Origin of the sequence: Mucilaginibacter jinjuensis, assembly GCF_028596025.1 — a bacterium.
Lineage (GTDB): Bacteria > Bacteroidota > Bacteroidia > Sphingobacteriales > Sphingobacteriaceae > Mucilaginibacter > Mucilaginibacter jinjuensis.
Map to the genome: position 1 here is coordinate 1,325,214 of NZ_CP117167.1, position 15,916 is coordinate 1,341,129.

General features: G+C 42.2%; 16 protein-coding genes. 8 read left to right on the forward strand and 8 right to left on the reverse strand.

The features are described from left to right. Position 1 precedes the first annotated feature (1 nt). Both PQO05_RS06135 and PQO05_RS06140 read left to right on the forward strand, forming a co-directional pair. Entirely contained in the window at positions 2-946 is a 945-nt protein-coding gene (locus tag PQO05_RS06135) for an ADP-ribosylglycohydrolase family protein (RefSeq protein WP_273631823.1), read from the forward strand. Positions 947-957: 11 nt separating this feature from the next. Continuing rightward, complete coding sequence (locus tag PQO05_RS06140) at positions 958-1,725, forward strand: DUF6348 family protein (RefSeq protein WP_273631824.1); 768 nt, start codon at positions 958-960, stop codon at positions 1,723-1,725. Between the two features lie 4 nt (positions 1,726-1,729). Here the strand turns inward: PQO05_RS06140 and PQO05_RS06145 are convergent, their stop codons facing one another. The 4 genes from PQO05_RS06145 to PQO05_RS06160 all read right to left on the reverse strand — a co-directional run bounded on the left by PQO05_RS06145 (position 1,730) and on the right by PQO05_RS06160 (position 5,733). Then, positions 1,730-2,635 carry a ribose-phosphate diphosphokinase gene (locus PQO05_RS06145; protein WP_273631825.1) on the reverse strand — a complete coding sequence of 302 codons (906 nt, stop codon included), beginning with the start codon at positions 2,633-2,635 and terminating at the stop codon, positions 1,730-1,732. 7 nt (positions 2,636-2,642) lie between these two features. Continuing rightward, complete coding sequence (locus tag PQO05_RS06150; protein WP_273631826.1) at positions 2,643-4,061, reverse strand: nicotinate phosphoribosyltransferase; 1,419 nt, start codon at positions 4,059-4,061, stop codon at positions 2,643-2,645. A 4-nt stretch (positions 4,062-4,065) separates the two neighbouring features. After that, complete coding sequence (locus PQO05_RS06155) at positions 4,066-4,962, reverse strand: NUDIX domain-containing protein (RefSeq protein ID WP_273631827.1); 897 nt, start codon at positions 4,960-4,962, stop codon at positions 4,066-4,068. 84 nt (positions 4,963-5,046) lie between these two features. Further along, the gene (locus PQO05_RS06160; protein ID WP_273631828.1) at positions 5,047-5,733 is read right to left on the reverse strand and encodes an NUDIX hydrolase; all 687 of its coding nucleotides are present in this window, start codon (positions 5,731-5,733) and stop codon (positions 5,047-5,049) included. A gap of 357 nt (positions 5,734-6,090) precedes the next feature. Between PQO05_RS06160 and PQO05_RS06165 the strand changes: the two genes are divergently transcribed. The 5 genes from PQO05_RS06165 (at position 6,091) to PQO05_RS06185 (ending at position 10,848) form a co-directional block, all read left to right on the forward strand. Beyond that, the gene (locus tag PQO05_RS06165) at positions 6,091-6,816 is read left to right on the forward strand and encodes a hypothetical protein (RefSeq protein WP_273631829.1); all 726 of its coding nucleotides are present in this window, start codon (positions 6,091-6,093) and stop codon (positions 6,814-6,816) included. Between the two features lie 8 nt (positions 6,817-6,824). Continuing rightward, the gene (locus PQO05_RS06170; RefSeq protein WP_273631830.1) at positions 6,825-8,225 is read left to right on the forward strand and encodes an RtcB family protein; all 1,401 of its coding nucleotides are present in this window, start codon (positions 6,825-6,827) and stop codon (positions 8,223-8,225) included. Positions 8,226-8,228: 3 nt separating this feature from the next. Then, on the forward strand, positions 8,229-8,846 hold the full coding sequence (gene prfH / locus PQO05_RS06175; RefSeq protein ID WP_273631831.1) for a peptide chain release factor H: 618 nt from the start codon (positions 8,229-8,231) through the stop codon (positions 8,844-8,846). 201 nt (positions 8,847-9,047) lie between these two features. Further along, the gene (locus PQO05_RS06180) at positions 9,048-9,755 is read left to right on the forward strand and encodes an RNA ligase family protein (protein ID WP_273631832.1); all 708 of its coding nucleotides are present in this window, start codon (positions 9,048-9,050) and stop codon (positions 9,753-9,755) included. Then, positions 9,742-10,848 (forward strand): AAA family ATPase, encoded by a 1,107-nt coding sequence (locus tag PQO05_RS06185; RefSeq protein ID WP_273631833.1) that lies wholly within the window; start codon positions 9,742-9,744, stop codon positions 10,846-10,848. Before PQO05_RS06180 ends, PQO05_RS06185 begins: the two co-directional genes overlap by 14 nt. 64 nt (positions 10,849-10,912) lie before the next feature. Here the strand turns inward: PQO05_RS06185 and PQO05_RS06190 are convergent, their stop codons facing one another. The 3 genes from PQO05_RS06190 to PQO05_RS06200 form a co-directional block, all read right to left on the reverse strand. Then, on the reverse strand, positions 10,913-12,286 hold the full coding sequence (locus PQO05_RS06190) for an O-antigen ligase family protein (RefSeq protein WP_273631834.1): 1,374 nt from the start codon (positions 12,284-12,286) through the stop codon (positions 10,913-10,915). Positions 12,287-12,428: 142 nt separating this feature from the next. After that, positions 12,429-13,370 carry a hypothetical protein gene (locus PQO05_RS06195; protein ID WP_273631835.1) on the reverse strand — a complete coding sequence of 314 codons (942 nt, stop codon included), beginning with the start codon at positions 13,368-13,370 and terminating at the stop codon, positions 12,429-12,431. Positions 13,371-13,389: 19 nt separating this feature from the next. Beyond that, positions 13,390-14,796, reverse strand: a complete 1,407-nt coding sequence (locus PQO05_RS06200) for an MBOAT family O-acyltransferase (RefSeq protein ID WP_273631836.1) — start codon at positions 14,794-14,796, stop codon at positions 13,390-13,392. A gap of 189 nt (positions 14,797-14,985) precedes the next feature. Here PQO05_RS06200 and PQO05_RS06205 point away from each other — a divergent pair, with 189 nt between their 5' ends. Continuing rightward, positions 14,986-15,582 carry a hypothetical protein gene (locus PQO05_RS06205; protein ID WP_273631837.1) on the forward strand — a complete coding sequence of 199 codons (597 nt, stop codon included), beginning with the start codon at positions 14,986-14,988 and terminating at the stop codon, positions 15,580-15,582. A gap of 59 nt (positions 15,583-15,641) precedes the next feature. Here the strand turns inward: PQO05_RS06205 and PQO05_RS06210 are convergent, their stop codons facing one another. Further along, positions 15,642-15,893, reverse strand: a complete 252-nt coding sequence (locus tag PQO05_RS06210) for a hypothetical protein (RefSeq protein ID WP_273631838.1) — start codon at positions 15,891-15,893, stop codon at positions 15,642-15,644. Positions 15,894-15,916 lie beyond the last annotated feature (23 nt).

The following is a 15,916-nucleotide window of genomic DNA, read 5'->3' on the forward strand; positions in this document are numbered from 1 at the left end:
AATGAAAATCGACTTAAATACCTGTAAGGCCATTCTGTTTGGTGTAGCTGTTGGCGATGCTTTGGGTGTACCAGTGGAGTTTAAGAGCAGACAAGAAATAAGCAGGCAGCCGGTGACGGATATGATTGGTTACGGTACCTACAATAAGCCACCCGGAACATTTTCTGATGATAGCTCCTTAACGTTTTGCCTTGCCGAATCAATTGCTTCGGGCTTTAGCCTGGAGGGGACTGCCCGTAATTTTGTTAACTGGCGATACGGTAATTACTGGACTGCAGATAACGAAGTATTTGATGTAGGTATGACCACACAGCATGCCATTGACACATTAGTTAAAGGTACAAGACCGGATTTAGCAGGAGATTTTGATGCCCATAGTAATGGTAATGGCTCATTAATGCGGATATTGCCATTGCTCGTATACATCAGCGATAAACCCATAGCCGAACGTTACCAGCTGGTTAAAACTGTTTCGTCTATTACTCACGGGCACGTTCGTTCTGCTATCGCCTGCTTTTATTACCTCGAATTTGCTTTGGCGATTCTAAACGGGGGCGAAAAGTTCAGCATCTACAACAACCTGCAAAAGGAAGTAGCCGACTACCTGGTATCAATTGAAATGAGCCAGTATGAAAGAGATATATTTGAGCGCTTATTAGTTGATAGGGTAGACCTGATTCCGGAAGCTAAGATCCAAAGCAGCGGTTATGTATTGCACACCCTCGAGGCCAGTATCTGGTGTTTGCTCAATACAGATAATTACAGGGATGCCGTTTTAAAAGCGGTTAATTTAGGCAGCGATACAGATACCACTGCAGCAGTAACAGGCGGCCTTGCCGCGCTCCTGTACGGTTATGAAAATATCCCCGAAGACTGGCGAACCCAACTGGCCCGGAAAAATGATATTGAAGACCTGGCAGAGCGGATGTTTAGCAGCCTTAAATAAATAAAGCGAAAATGGGATTATTTGATTTCCTCAAACCTAAACCGGCAAACAATAGTCAGCACCAAAAGAAAGCTGAAGCAATACCTGCTGATAAAAATTTGTATTTACTAGGGGCTTTAAAATCCATATTGATTGAGATGGGGTACCGGGTCGAAAAACATCCGCAGTATTTGACGCTTATTATTAATACTGAACTGGAAGTATCAACCGCGATTGTAGAAAACCCGGGTGTGCATCCCTCGGTATTACATCTCATGGTAGCTACAGCTCATCCTCAATATTTCCCGGACGGGATAATAGAGAGTGTAGCAGGTGTAGGCATTTCGTTCGAAGAGCAGGTAAATGTTGCATTAAGCAACTACATCAATTCCACATTCCTTACACTAATTGATAGTTTATCAGATACCCATAACCCGGATTTGGACTTTACCAAATCGATCAATGGTAAAGAAGTGCTATGGCACCCAAAACCGGGGGAAATGCATTTCCAGGGATTATGGCAGGAATACCCACAATACGATTATCTTTTCGAATTATTAAAAGATAAGATCCCTGCTCAGTTAACCAACAACAAAATAAACTGGTTAAAGATCTATGTTTCTAAACGTGCAGATGGCGAAATTATAGGTGAATGCCTTTTCAATAATGTACAATGGGAAGCCGGATACCACGAAATTTACAAATATGCTAAGAGTTGGAATTTGATTGACGAATTCAGAGGCATTAAACAATTTATGGTGTTTAGGCGATGCGACCTATATGATGATATTGCGGATTAAGTACTTACATGCTTTCGCAAATCAGCTTATCCAGGCTTCTTACCTCCACAAATTCATCGTTGATATATTGCGTATTTACGTGCGAATCTGTACAGATCAGTTTCTTAATTAATCCGCTGTTTTTTAATTTGTTGATGCCATCATTTACAAATAAGCCGTGTGTAGTGATTACGTAGATATCACCTGCGCCGGCATTTTTATAAGTTTTAGCCGCGTTAATAATGCTGCCTCCCGAGCGGATCATGTCATCATAAATAATAACCGTTTTGCCATCTACATCAGCATTAATGGCGCTTACCTCGGTATGGTCGCCTTTCAGGCGGCGTTTCAGGATAAAGGCTGCGTTTACGCCTAAATCATTCGCCAACGATTCTACCCATTTGGCACGGCCTGCATCAGTACTGGCCATTACAAAATTATCGCCACCATATTCAAGCGCAGCCTTAATCACAATATCCTTGCAGTATACATGTACCGGATATAAATCGTGCTCAAAATAATACTGGATCCCTTCTGAGTGCAGGTCGAACAACAGAACCTTGTTCCCCTGGTTTGATTTTGGAATAGCCGACAGTAACCTGGCGCGGGTTTTGGCTGTTACAATTTCACCGCTCAATACCGCACGCTCCATGGTAGAGTAACCAAAGTATGGAATAACCAGCGTTAGCGAATTAACCCCGTAACTTACCAGTGAAGATGCCAAATCATATAACTCTAAAGTAGCGCTGTCATTTACAGTGCCGCCTATCAATACAATATTTCTGTTCTCTATCTGGGAGATGATGCGCTGATAGCGTTCGCCGTCGGTAAAATGGCTTACTTCCAATTCCCCTTTTTCAAAATCGCCGCAGGCCATTACCTTTTCGGCCAGGTATTCGTAGCCTTTTATGGCGAATAATATCTTTTTCATGCTGTTGTTAGTTAAGGTTGGCATTAGCTTTCACCTGTTCAAATGTAATGGGATTAACCAGTCTGCCATTTTCAAATACGGTGCGCAGTTCATCGGCTAATTCTAAATGCTCCTGCTCGTTTACGGTTTTAAAGATGCTATTTATTTTTACCAGTTTTAAACGGCCGCCTTTACTCTTTTTAAAACTTGGGGTAATATTACCCTGTGCATCCATTTCGGTAGGGCTTTTCTCTACTGTTACTTCGGTGCCATTAATAACCGCGCTGCTGCATTTCAGGGCAAACTTTTGGGTGTCGCGGTCAACCTTTTGCAACAAAGCGCCGCCCATGCCCAATACTAAGTTTTCTGCGCTAATGCCGTTTGTTTTTAATGCGTTGTATATGTTGATGATCTCGCCGTAGTTTACACCATCCCCCTGGATCACTCTTACTTGCGGTGGTAATACTTTGTATCCTTTGTTGTTAGTGGTAAAACCAAATGTTTCGAACAATATTTTGAATATCTCCAACAAGGTCATGATCGGATCGCCGCTATCGGGGCGGATCACCAGGGTACCTTTCCGGTTTAAGATCTCTTCTTTTAGCTCGCCACCCCAGTACTCTCTACAAGCTTTAAAAATGTTAAAGCTATCAGATACACAGGCAATAGTACCGGTTGGGAAACTGCGCAGCACGTGTTTAAAAATCTCCAGTTCGCCATCGCGGCCTAATAGGGTACAAATACTATGCTCAGTTGCCGGGATGCTTAATCCATATACCTTTTGGGCATCATAGTAGTTAATGGCCATGCCGCTGCCTGCCAGGTTATCGCTGCCGCTGAAATTGATTAAATGGGCAGTACCGCCAATTTTAGCGCTCTCTACACTGCTTACCCCACGGAAACCGAAATCGTTCAGTACAAAATCAATCCCGGCTTCGGCACCTTCGGTTGCTGTTTCGGTGTAAAACTGGGTAATCACTTTTTTTATCTGGTTGCTTAAGGTTGCCACTGTGCATGGGTACCATACCTGCATCAACAGCGTTTCCAAGAAATTGGTAAGCCAGTAACATTCGGGGTCGGTATTTTCTATGGTCATCAGCACATGGTGGGTAGGTACAGCAGTACCTTCGGCAACGGCTTTTATTTTCACAGGCAGGTTACCGTTGTATTTATCAAGGATGTATTGAAATTTAGATTTATCGAATACATCATCACGGCCAAATACTTGTTGCAGAAAGCCATCGGCTTCGTCCAGGTCTTGCTGGGTAAAAGCAGGCCCTTGCAGGTATTCTTTCAAAAAATATTGCAGACCGAAGAATATCGTTTCATCAAACATTCCGCCGCGACTTTCCAGGTAACTATAAATTTGTGTGGTACCGGGATAGTAAAATTTATGGTGAGCGTATTTATAGGCATCAGCCAGCAGGATCAAATTTTCGCGTTTCATGGATTTAGTTTTTAAGGTACCTAGTAATAATTAGTTCGAACATCTCCACATGTTCGTCGCTGATGGTTCCATTCTCAATCATCTTTGGTAGATCAGCAACCGGGAACCAATCCAGGTCAATAATATCATCCTTTGCAGCAGGTGAACCACTGATATAATCACAGCTGAATAAAAGGGTGATAATTTTATCGGCCTCGTTACGATAACGCCAGTCGTTTATTTTGCGCGATGTTTCGTAGGTCATTTCGCTTATTTCCATCTCACCGCACTCTTCTGTTAATTCGCGTTTGGCAGCAGCTTCATAACTATCGTCTTCCGGGTCGGCAAAGCCGCCTATAAAGCGCCATTTGTTGTTGGTTGCTTTTTTACCCAGCAGTATTTCTGTTTTGTTATTTCTAAAACAAGCAATATCAACAGTAGGATAAACTTTAGTGTATTGGTTATAATAAGCATACAGGATACCTGCCCTAAAATCATTAGAATCGAATACCTTATCAGCATATTGCTTGCGCAACTCGGTAGCGTTATAATCACCATGTTCCGGCAACTCTACGGTTTCGAACCGGCCAGAGTAGTAGGGGATGAAACTGTCCCGGCTACCATACAAACAGAAATCTTCTGATTGAAAAACGCTTTTCAGCAGGCTATCAATACTCTCAGACCATGTTTTATCACTCGGATGGTCGCTAATTGGTAAAACCACTACTTCCGGATAATCCTTCTTGATCATCTTTTCGCGGGTATAATAATCATAAGGGTTTTTGCGGCTGCCCATTATTGGGCTTACACCTAACAAAATAATTAGCTTGGCATGTTTCTCTTGTACCATGCTGATTAATTGCTTATGCCCCTCGTGCAGGTAAGGGGTTTGGAAGCGGGCTATAATTACGGCTGTTTTCATGATTAATTTGCGTTAATTATACGCAAATATAAATATGCGTTTTAAATACGCAAATTATTTTTGCTTTTATTTTTCAGGAAACAATTAAATCTCGAAGTTGATTCCTTCTTTTTGTAACTGGTAGTATTTCTGCGGATTAAACTTAAAAAGATTGCCAGGTCTGCCTGCGCCATCAAGCGCTTGTTTTTCGGTAGTTTCTTCGAGGAAGCCAAATTTAATGACCTTCTTTTTAAAATTGCGGCGGTCGATAGGGCGGTCCAGTACGGCCATGTATAATTTTTCGAGTTCAGAGAATGGGAATTTCTCTTCCAGTAGTTCGAAACCTACCGGCTGGTAAAGCATTTTGTTTTTCAATCGCTCATGCGCTGCGGTTAAAATCTCGTGGTGGTCAAACGCCAGTTGAGGGAGTTTTTTAATATTAAACCAGGCCACATCTGCAGCGTCGGTATCGGCCTGTAATTCAAAAGCATCGGGCTTAACCAAGCCATAATAGGTGATAGAGATTACCCGGTTACGCGGATCGCGGCCTGGTTTACCAAAGCTATACAGTTGCTCTAAATAATTAATATTAACGCCGGTCTCTTCTTTCAATTCACGCTGAATAGCTTCTTCCAAAGACTCATCATCACGAACCAAACCACCGGGCAGGGCCCAGCTATCTTTAAAAGGTTTGATGTTACGTTTAATCAATAGCACAGACAAGCCCTCTTTGGAAGTATATCCAAATACCACAGCATCAACAGCTACTTTAATATTTTGAATGGCCGGCATGTTACAAAGTTATTAATCTGCCCCAAGCAGGCAAGTTGAGGTAATTCTATATTTTATGTTGAATTCAATTAAAATTCTATCTTTGCATCCAATTCCTGATTTGTTAACCTTTTAAATATCAAGGAATCATGACAGAGCTACGCTACATATCGCCCCTTTCGCTCATTGCCCATTAGGCAGGCAAACACCATGCTTTTTTATTAAGAATAAGTTAAAGCCACTTTTGGCCTTGATGATTTTTTGCCTGCCGAATTAATTTATTGGGCTCTTGTTGTGCGCTCTTAAAAGGGTATATCCTTACTCGAGGACGAAATAGAGATCCAATAACATTTCGAGACAAGAATAAATAAACGTGTGATGGACACACATGAATGGCCGCGCTGTATTAAATCGGCGCGCCGGAAAAAACGGCTCGTAAAAACAGACCGGGATAAGCAGTTGATACAGCTGGACAAGCGGCGGGATAAGCTTTGGATACAAAAAGAGCTTTTACCGAAAGTGCCTTTAGAACATCCTTATCAGCGTGGATGGAAACGGTTTTTTGTGCTTCGCGATGATATTAAACGCGGACCACAGGCTGATTTTTATGAGGCCTTGCTGACTAAAATTAATACGGTTGAGTATCATCACGATAAATCATTCAAGCGCAAAAAGCGGCGTAAAGGGCGTAATGTTTACGTGATCAAGCAACAATTACTGCGCGAATTTGGTGAGTACAGCTGGCAGGTTAACCGGATGCAATTGACCGAAGATGAAAAAGCTTGCTTTACACGTGTTGAATTTATTAACCCGTACCGCAGGCTGGATGTGAAATATGTAATTACCGAACCCTGGCGCTATTTGCTAAAAGTAGCCCCATACATGGTAACGCATATTAAACTAATGGATGTGGATATTGAAAGGGAGCTATCGTACATCAATGACCATATCGATAACCATCACCTGGCACCACGTATCAACTGCTTAACCCGTGGCCGGAGCTATCGCTGGAAAGATCGTTTTAACGAGCCGGCCAAATACATTAACAAATTAAAAAACATACCCAGGTATAGTTCAATAACAACTTACCTGGAATTAGAATAATAACCCACATGGGCAATTTAAGAACAAAAGATTTAAGTAAAATAGGTTATCATAATGATCAGCTGCGAAGCCTGGTTATTGGTATAGCCTCTAAAAATTTTAAGCACCACAGTAAGCAGCAATTGCTTGATCTGCTGGTGGATATTAAAAACAACCCGGAAGCATTTCTGGATGATGAACTAACAGCCAAAATAGCAGAAAAGGTAATTGGCAAGGTAGAAGGCCCATCTTTTAAAACGTATGATTTGAGGGACGAGCCGATATTCTGCAAAACCTATGGCGGCAAGGGTATCGAGTCATCTGCCAAAAAACAAATGGAACTGGCTAACCTGTTACCTGTAAGTGTACAAGGCGCTTTAATGCCCGATGCTCACATGGGCTTTGGTTTGCCTATTGGCGGTGTGCTGGCTACCGGTAATGCGGTGATCCCTTATGCAGTAGGTATGGATATTGGCTGCCGCATGGCCTTATCTATTATTGATGAGAACGATGGCTTTCTGAAACGGTTTGAATACCAGGTTAAGCAAGCACTTAAAAACCATACCCATTTCGGTATGGAAGGCGGGCTGGATACCAGGCAGGAACATGAGATACTGGATAGCCCGGTATTTAATGAAATCCCATTTTTAAAACCGTTGCGCGGGAAGGCGGTGAGGCAGCTGGGCACTTCAGGCAACGGCAACCACTTTGTTGAGTTTGGCGAAATTGAACTTTTAGCCGATAATACCTTAGGCTTACCCGCTAAAAAGTACACGGCATTGCTAACGCATTCGGGCAGCAGGGGTTTAGGTTCGGCCATTGCAAGGCATTATACGCAGATAGCCATGAACACTTGCAAGCTACCACGCCATGCCCAGCAACTGGCCTGGCTGGATCTGAACAGCGAAGCAGGGCAGGAGTACTGGCTTACCATGACCCTCGCCGGCGATTATGCCAAAGCCTGCCATGAGCGTATCCATGCCAACTTACTAAAGGCTTTAGGTTTAAAAGCTTTGCACGTGGTAGAGAACCACCACAACTTTGCCTGGAAAGATAAACTGGCTGATAGCCGCGAAGTGATCATCCATCGCAAGGGTGCCACGCCGGCGCACAAAGGTGAGCTGGGCATTATCCCCGGCAGCATGACCACTCCCGCTTACCTGGTATCGGGCAAGGGAACGGGCGATGCCTTATATTCTGCTTCGCACGGAGCTGGCAGGGCGATGAGCAGGCAAAAGGCAAAGGATAGCATGACGGTTTCGGCCATGAAAAAGATGCTGACCAATGCTGGTGTTACCCTGATTGGCGGCACGGTTGAAGAGAACCCTATGGCCTACAAGGATATTGAGTCTGTTATTGCTGCGCAAAGCGATCTGGTTGATATCCAGGGGAAGTTTTATCCACGTATTGTTAGAATGAACAAGGATTAGGTGATGAAAAAGATGATCATACAAATTACATCAGGTAAAGGCCCGGCAGAATGCTGCCGGGTTGTAGCCTGTGTGCAAAACCTGATGACGAAACAGGCCAAACAACAAGGTATTGAGCTGGAGGTATTGGAAAATATCCCGGGTGAAATTAAAGATACTTTACTTTCTGCAACCATGATGGCCACAGGTAGTAACCTGGATGCATTTATAAAAGAATGGGCCGGAACCGTACAATGGATAGCGCAAAGCCCTTATCGTAAATTTCACAAACGTAAAAACTGGTTTGTTGGCATTGCTGCTTTTGATGTGAAGGATTTGATGCAGTGGAACCCGAAAGATGTAAAACTGGAAACCTGCCGTTCAGCCGGTCCGGGTGGGCAGAATGTAAACAAGGTTGAAACCGCCGTGAGGGGAACACATTTGCCATCCGGGTTACAGGTAATGGCTATGGATACCCGCTCGCAGCTGGAAAACAAGAAACTCTGTTTAGCCCGGCTCGAAGCTAAAATACTGGTTTGGCAAACCGAGCAACTGATGGCCCAACAGCAAAGCCAATGGCGTGAGCACAATGCATTGGAGCGTGGCAACCCGGTTAAAACGATAAAAGCGGAATTACTTTAAGCAAGACTGATAATTCCCGGTTGCAGACGCAACCGGGTAATTATTTTCATTAACAGATTATAAATTAGTTTCTTACATTTGCGTCAACAAAAACGCTATAAGTCTTTGAGCCATGTAATCGCCAGCGCATAAAATTATTTATGGTCTTTCCCATCCCAGGGGAGGAAGCGATTTCTATTTTCTAATTTAATTCTTGAAAACATGGCTATATCACAAAAATATGGTCGTACCTATCATTATCCGTTTTCGCCGGGCACAACCAGCGACGACCGTATAGCGCACGACTATTGGGAGCATCTGCAACACATCCCAAACTTAATACATACCGAAAAACTGGACGGCGAAAATAATTGCCTGTCCAAACTGGGCGTTTTTGCCCGTTCGCATGCTGCACCAACAACCTCTGCGTGGACAGAAAGTTTACGGCGTTTCTGGCAACTGGTAAAACATGACCTGGGCGATCTGGAAATCTTCGGTGAGAACCTTTATGCCATCCATTCCATTGAATATCGTAAGCTGGAACATCATTATTATGTATTCGGGATCCGGGAGCATGATCGTTGGCTAAGCTGGGAAGAAACCCGGTTTTATGCCGATATGCTCGATCTGCCTACAGTTCCGATAGTAAAAAAGGAAGAAACACCAAAGGAGCAGCAGCAATTTGAAACAGAAATGCTTGCGCTGGTAAACGGCGCCGGGGCGTTTGAGCCGTATGATGTACATGATAAAACAGCGACCACGATGGAAGGCATCGTGAGCAGAAATGCGGATCGTTACAGCGTTGATACATTCGCACAAAATGTATTTAAATATGTACGAAAAGGGCACGTTAAAACCGATGAGCACTGGACCCGTAACTGGAAACGTGCAGCATTAATAAACGAAGGAGGCAAGTATGTGGGTATTTAGCGAAAATAAAGATTGGCAATACCTGGAAGAACGCTTCGACTGGGTAAAGCGCATGAATGAGGTGCCGCAGGATACACGTTATCATGCCGAAGGTAACGTGGCCATCCACACGCAAATGGTATTAAATGCGCTGGGGAATGAAACGGCTTTTCAGGATTTATCCCCACAGGATCAGGAGATTTTGTGGGCTGCGGCTTTATTGCACGATGTTGAAAAATACAGCACCACAGTTTTGGAGGCTAATGGCAGCATTACATCTAACGGGCATGCCCGCAAAGGCGCTCAGTTTACAAGGCAATTGTTGTATGTAAATGAACCCGCACCCTTTGCCATCCGCGAACAAATTGTGGGTTTGGTGCGGTACCATGGTTTGCCAATATGGTTGTTTGAAAAACCAGACCCGTTAAAAGCACTAGTTAAAGCCGGTATGGAAGTAAACACCCAATGGCTGGCCTTGCTTGCCAGAGCCGACATGCTCGGCCGGATTTGTGACGACCAGGAGGAAATGCTGTACCGTATTGACTGCTTCGAGGCTTTTTGCCAGGAAAATAATTGCTGGGGAGAACCTCGTGGATTTATATCAGGCAATGCAAAAATGTACTACATGCAGCACGACGATGCCTACCTGGATTATGTACCATTTGAAGAGCCTGAAGCGGAGATTGTTTTAATGAGCGGTTTGCCCGGTGCCGGTAAAGACACGTTTATTAAAAGGCATTATGCCGGATGTCCCGTTATTTCATTAGATGCCATACGGGTAAAGCGCGGTATTTCGCCAACGGATAAAACGGGTAATGGGCAAGTGATCCAGGAAGCGAAAGAGCAGGCACGGGTTTACCTGCGCAAGCAACAATCATTTGTGTGGAACGCAACCAACACCACCAGCCAGATGCGTACGCAGTTGATCGATCTGTTCACTACGTATAAGGTAAAGGTAAATATCGTTTATATCGAAGTACCTTATCAACATTTGCACAGTCAAAATAAAAGTCGGGATGCCATTGTACCGGCGGCTGTTTTGGATAAATTGATTTATAAGCTGGAAGTGCCTGCTATATGGGAAGCGCATGAGGTTAACTTCTATATAAGTTAAAAGCAAGCACGCTCATTAAGCCAAAAGCTTAATTGAGCGTGCTTTTGTATTGCGATAACAACCTTTATGCATTTACCGGAACTGGTAGTGCTTTGGTATCAGGAACTTCATCGGCTGTGTGCTGCATAATAGTTGCGATAAATAAACCTGATAAAAACCAGTTCATATATGAAATATAAGATGAACCTTCAAACTCGGAAGTAAAAGACGGAATTAAGAAACCGATCTTTAACATCAGTACAGCAATACAGATTTTACGTTCTTTACCTTTTAACAGTTTAACCCATTTAAGCCCCTGTTTAATAAACATAATGTAAATAGACAGATATAAAATCAATGCGATGAGGCCGGCCTGTACACCAATAATAAGGTACTGGTTTTCGCCGCCTACAACTTCATCATTTAAGCTGGCACCTACCCGACCGGTTGCACCCATGCCCATACCAAAAGGGTGGTTCACAATGGCGGTAATCCCCTCCAGCCAGGCAACCACGTGCCCTACGCTTGATGGGTTGCTGAAATTAAGCGTACTGATTACTACCGCAATTATTCCATCAGTTTTATTATCAAACAATATGATTTGATAAATGAGATAACAAGCCACTAACCCAAAACCATAATGAATGAGTTTGACGAGGGATTTTTTATGCGTAACCAGCGCATAAATATAGATCATCAAAAAATAGCTGACAAAAGGCGCTCTTGAAAAAGCAAAAATAATAGACAATAATGTTGCACCGAAAGCCAACACAGCCATGGGTTTAAATTCAATTTTATTGTCGTCGCGGGTGTATAGGGCCATAATAGCCGCCAGAGCAATTAGTGTTGCAGCAGCATGTTCTAAAGGATTAGTATAAAAGCTCCCAAAGCGTTTATATCCACCTTCTGATTCAAATGTGGTACTTAGGCCAAAGCTCCCATCGGGCTCAATGTTAAAGTAGTAATAAACGTAATCGGCATAACCGGTATGAGATTGCAGGTGCTCATAGGTAGCAGCCTCAAATGAAACTACTACGCCGGCAGCAATGGCCAGTATGGCTATATAAGTGAAGTATTTATTGATATAAAGACTTTTAATATCAAATAACCGGCCCGTAAAATATACTAATAGAAAAAACGAAGTGCTTTTTAACGCGGTAAGCCTGGCTACAAAGCTTAGCCCGCCTACAGGCAGTAAGGTGTAAAGCGTGGTATAACCTAAAAATGCCAGGATAAGATAATCAATAACATGCCATCGGGGCCGGGTTTTTAAAGCAGCAATATTGATGAGCAGCATAATAAATACCAGTAATTCTTTAAACCCCTGAAAAAACGGAATAAACTGCTTTAACCCGAGCATGAAGGCAACGGACATTGCCGTTGTATAAATAGAAAGGCCAAAAATGAGGAACAGCATAAATCCCTGCCTGTTATCTAATAAGATATTGTACAGGGCCATTATAAAAGAAAGAAGATATATCAGGACAAAAATAGCGATCATGTATGCGGTGGCGCTTTCTAATTTTGGTAAAATTAGGCTTTGTGGTGTAAAAAAAACATCATTTATGATTTAAAATGCGATATGTCCTTTTTGGGTGTTATTAATTCATTAAATGCTTACCCTGTATATAGTTAAGGCATTTTTGCGTCCAGATATCTGCGCCTTTTGGATTAAGGTGGCTATCATCATGAAAAAGATCGTTCCTGTTCCGGAACGCTGCGTCATCTCCATCGTTGAAATAAGCAACTTGCATTTGGTTAAGAAGCGCTGTCAACTTATCCTTATATAAGTTCTTGCTATCGTTATATCGGTAAAGTGGGGCAGTTGTAACCATAAGCTGTACGTGTTTTGCCTGGATGTAGTTGATCAGGTTAATAAGGTACTTGATCTTATTTTTATCAAAAACGTATTGCTCAGGCAGCGATTTTTTTTCACTCTCATTAATTGCCGAGGGGGATATAACGCCTTCATTGGGGTCATAACCCAGGCTTGCCATGCTTTTATTAAAGGTTGGTTTGTAGATGTTTAACAGCATATAACCCAACAAGGAATTATAACGGTACATGGCAGAACACGCCTTCACTTGTTCATACTTTCCACTCATGGCTATAGCAGAATCTATTATTGGGTTTAAGTGGTAGTAGGGTAAAAAAACAAACAGCCGCTGATATTCGGCTTCATCATACCTAAGTTCTTCGTAATCTAAATTAATGATGATCAGTTTAGGTGTATGATAGGCCAGCATCGATTTTAGAGTAGGGTAAATATAAAATAATCCCTGTCCCTGGTTTCCGAAATTGAATACTGTTTTACCGCTTTTAGCTTGCATGAGCGGCGCATTAAAGTGTTGGGCCGCATGTGAATTGCCGAATATCACAATGTCTTCGCCGGCATTTTTCAAAGCATGCGAAGTGGTGAAATACTTACCGCTTTTTTGTTTATAAAAAAGGTTTTTGAACAGCAGACCGATGCTTATATCAACAACTACAACAAGGCAAATCAAGGCCAGCAGTTTTAAAAGGAAAGTTTTTAGTGAATCCATTTTCTATACTGGTCTGATCTTAAAACTGAAAGTAAATAAATTGACCGCCACCGAATACACCGAATAGCATAATAATCGCCACAATAAATGTGTAGTATCCTAAACGGGTTATATAATTATTGGGGATGTATTGATAGAGGCGGGGCTTATACTCGGCCACCCATTCAAAAAATATTAGGAAGAAAATGGCAGCTGCGGCATAGTAAAAATGATCTTTAGGGTTCCCCGGATAAAGCGGGCCATCAAACTTTATAATTTTTCTTAAAATGATAAATGCCTGTGAAACGTTTTCGGCCCTGAAAAATACCCATGTAGTGCAAACCGCAAAAAAGGTAATAAGCGTTTTAAGAGTAGTTAACAGCCAGTTTTTAGCTATATGCACAGTTGGCAGGGCTGATTCGACAATTAAAAAGAGCCCGTTTAAGCCACCCCATACTAAGTAAGTCCAGTTAGCGCCATGCCATAGGCCGCTAATGGTAAACACAATAAGCAGGTTAAGATATTGCCTATATTTATGTTTTACACGGCTGCCACCCAGCGGGATATACAGATAATCTTTAAACCAGGTGGAGAGTGAAATATGCCACCTGCGCCAAAATTGTGAGATGGAAGTAGCTAAATAAGGCCGGTTGAAATTTTTCATCAGGTCAAAGCCCATCGTTTTTGCTGCTCCGATTGCAATATCAGAGTATGCAGAAAAATCGCAATAGATCTGGAATGCAAAAAATATAGTAGCACATGCCAGCGACCTCCCATTCTGGCTGGCAGAATTATTATAAACCGTGTCTACATAAATAGAAATCCTATCTGCTATTACCAGCTTTTTTAGAAAGCCAATAAGCATTTGTTTAAGCCCGCTGCTAACATTGTAGCTGTTAAAATCGTGTTTTTCCCTGAATTGGTGTAGCAAGTTTTGCGGTCGCTCAATAGGGCCTGCCACCAGCTGCGGATAAAACATCACATATAAGGCGTATATGCCAAAGCTTTTTTCGGCAGGCTGGTTACCACGATATACTTCGATGGTGTAACTCATAGCCTGGAAGGTGTGGAAAGATAATCCTATCGGCAAAAGGATGCTTAAAAAAGGAAAGGGGTCTTTGTGCCCACCGGCAGCCAGCAGGAAACTTAGGTTGGCGTTTAAGAAATTATAATATTTAAAAACACAGAGTACGCCAATATTGGCAACCAGGCTTACTATCAATAATAGTTTTCGTTTTCTGCCAGTATTTTTTTCTATGTATAAGCCGGCAAAATAATCGACAATAATGGTGAAGCCTAAAATGAGAATATACACAGGCACAAATGCCATGTAGAAATAACAACTGGCCAGTAACAATAAAACCCACCTGTATTTATAAGGTAAAAGGTAATATAAGGTGGTAACAACCAGGAAAAATAAGAGGAATTCTATCGAATTAAAAAGCATTTACTAACCGCAATAAGCACGGCAAAATACTTCATTTATTTTAACTAACTGACATAACATTTATGTTTTAGTGATGCTGATACCACGAAAGCCTCCTGGTGAGACTAAGAGACTTTTTTGTTTTAAGATTTATTGTAATTTGCTGAGTTAATCGCAAATTCCTGTATACACTTATAACGATAAAGATCCATGACAACCAACACAAAAACTTCTCTCGACAACATGACCGGTGGCTTGTTTCTAATGAGCATTTTTACTGCCGGGTGGATTGGTTTGGCCGAGTATAACCTTAAGGGAAGAGACTATGGAGTGATAGGCGTAGTGTTTCTGGCAATAATTTTAGTGTTTATAAGCCACTATTTTAAGTTTAATAGCGCAGCCAAAACCTTGCAGGGTAATTATCCTGCAACCAAATCTGTTGAAGAGAAACAACAAGACAAATGGTTTATGATCATTGGTAGTTTAGAAGGGCTGGCTATATTTCTAACCGCCAATGTGCTTATTAACACCGGGTATTTTAACTACTTTGTACCGGCAATGGCGCTTATTGTAGGCTTGCATTTCTTTCCATTGGCTTACATATACAAAAGATCATTCGATTACTTTATGGGCGCCTGGACGTGCCTTGTTGCTTTTGCAGGTATGCTGTTAACCCAACACCAGCTTCCGGTTTTTATAGTTATTGCCATTGTTGGTGTTGGCTGTGCCATCGCAACTACCTTACAAGGTACAAGGATGGTTGTGCAGGGCAAAAAAGCCATTCGGGAAACTCTGATAGTTTCTTGATTAAAAACAATTGCCTTTTAGTAGTATAGCTTGGCTTGCTACATCATTGGGGCCTTAACCTATAAAGCAGCCAGTTCCACTTTCTGGTTAAACTCTTCTTTGGTTAATTTCCCTTTTCTTAACTGGCTGATATACTTTAAGGCGCTAAGTCTATCCAGTTCTTCCTGGTATAATTGGCGTTCTTCGTTAGTCTGGGAGCCGTTACTTAGTTTAAGCCTGATGTTTGTACGTGATATCTCTTCCTCCAGTATATCCGGCAGACAATTTTTGAAGTGATTAAAAGAGTTGATCGGAAAGGAAATTCGGGCCATTGGATTTTATAGTGTAATGATAA

Excerpts from the sequence above, each read along its gene's own strand:
- PQO05_RS06135 (WP_273631823.1), top strand. The coding sequence starts at position 2 with ATGAAAATCGACTTAAATACCTGTAAGGCCATTCTGTTTGGTGTAGCT.
- PQO05_RS06140 (WP_273631824.1), top strand. The coding sequence starts at position 958 with ATGGGATTATTTGATTTCCTCAAACCTAAACCGGCAAACAATAGTCAG.
- PQO05_RS06145 (WP_273631825.1), bottom strand. The coding sequence starts at position 2,635 with ATGAAAAAGATATTATTCGCCATAAAAGGCTACGAATACCTGGCCGAA.
- PQO05_RS06150 (WP_273631826.1), bottom strand. The coding sequence starts at position 4,061 with ATGAAACGCGAAAATTTGATCCTGCTGGCTGATGCCTATAAATACGCT.
- PQO05_RS06155 (WP_273631827.1), bottom strand. The coding sequence starts at position 4,962 with ATGAAAACAGCCGTAATTATAGCCCGCTTCCAAACCCCTTACCTGCAC.
- PQO05_RS06160 (WP_273631828.1), bottom strand. The coding sequence starts at position 5,733 with ATGCCGGCCATTCAAAATATTAAAGTAGCTGTTGATGCTGTGGTATTT.
- PQO05_RS06165 (WP_273631829.1), top strand. The coding sequence starts at position 6,091 with ATGGACACACATGAATGGCCGCGCTGTATTAAATCGGCGCGCCGGAAA.
- PQO05_RS06170 (WP_273631830.1), top strand. The coding sequence starts at position 6,825 with ATGGGCAATTTAAGAACAAAAGATTTAAGTAAAATAGGTTATCATAAT.
- prfH (WP_273631831.1), top strand. The coding sequence starts at position 8,229 with ATGAAAAAGATGATCATACAAATTACATCAGGTAAAGGCCCGGCAGAA.
- PQO05_RS06180 (WP_273631832.1), top strand. The coding sequence starts at position 9,048 with ATGGCTATATCACAAAAATATGGTCGTACCTATCATTATCCGTTTTCG.
- PQO05_RS06185 (WP_273631833.1), top strand. The coding sequence starts at position 9,742 with ATGTGGGTATTTAGCGAAAATAAAGATTGGCAATACCTGGAAGAACGC.
- PQO05_RS06190 (WP_273631834.1), bottom strand. The coding sequence starts at position 12,286 with ATGGCCCTGTACAATATCTTATTAGATAACAGGCAGGGATTTATGCTG.
- PQO05_RS06195 (WP_273631835.1), bottom strand. The coding sequence starts at position 13,370 with ATGGATTCACTAAAAACTTTCCTTTTAAAACTGCTGGCCTTGATTTGC.
- PQO05_RS06200 (WP_273631836.1), bottom strand. The coding sequence starts at position 14,796 with ATGCTTTTTAATTCGATAGAATTCCTCTTATTTTTCCTGGTTGTTACC.
- PQO05_RS06205 (WP_273631837.1), top strand. The coding sequence starts at position 14,986 with ATGACAACCAACACAAAAACTTCTCTCGACAACATGACCGGTGGCTTG.
- PQO05_RS06210 (WP_273631838.1), bottom strand. The coding sequence starts at position 15,893 with ATGGCCCGAATTTCCTTTCCGATCAACTCTTTTAATCACTTCAAAAAT.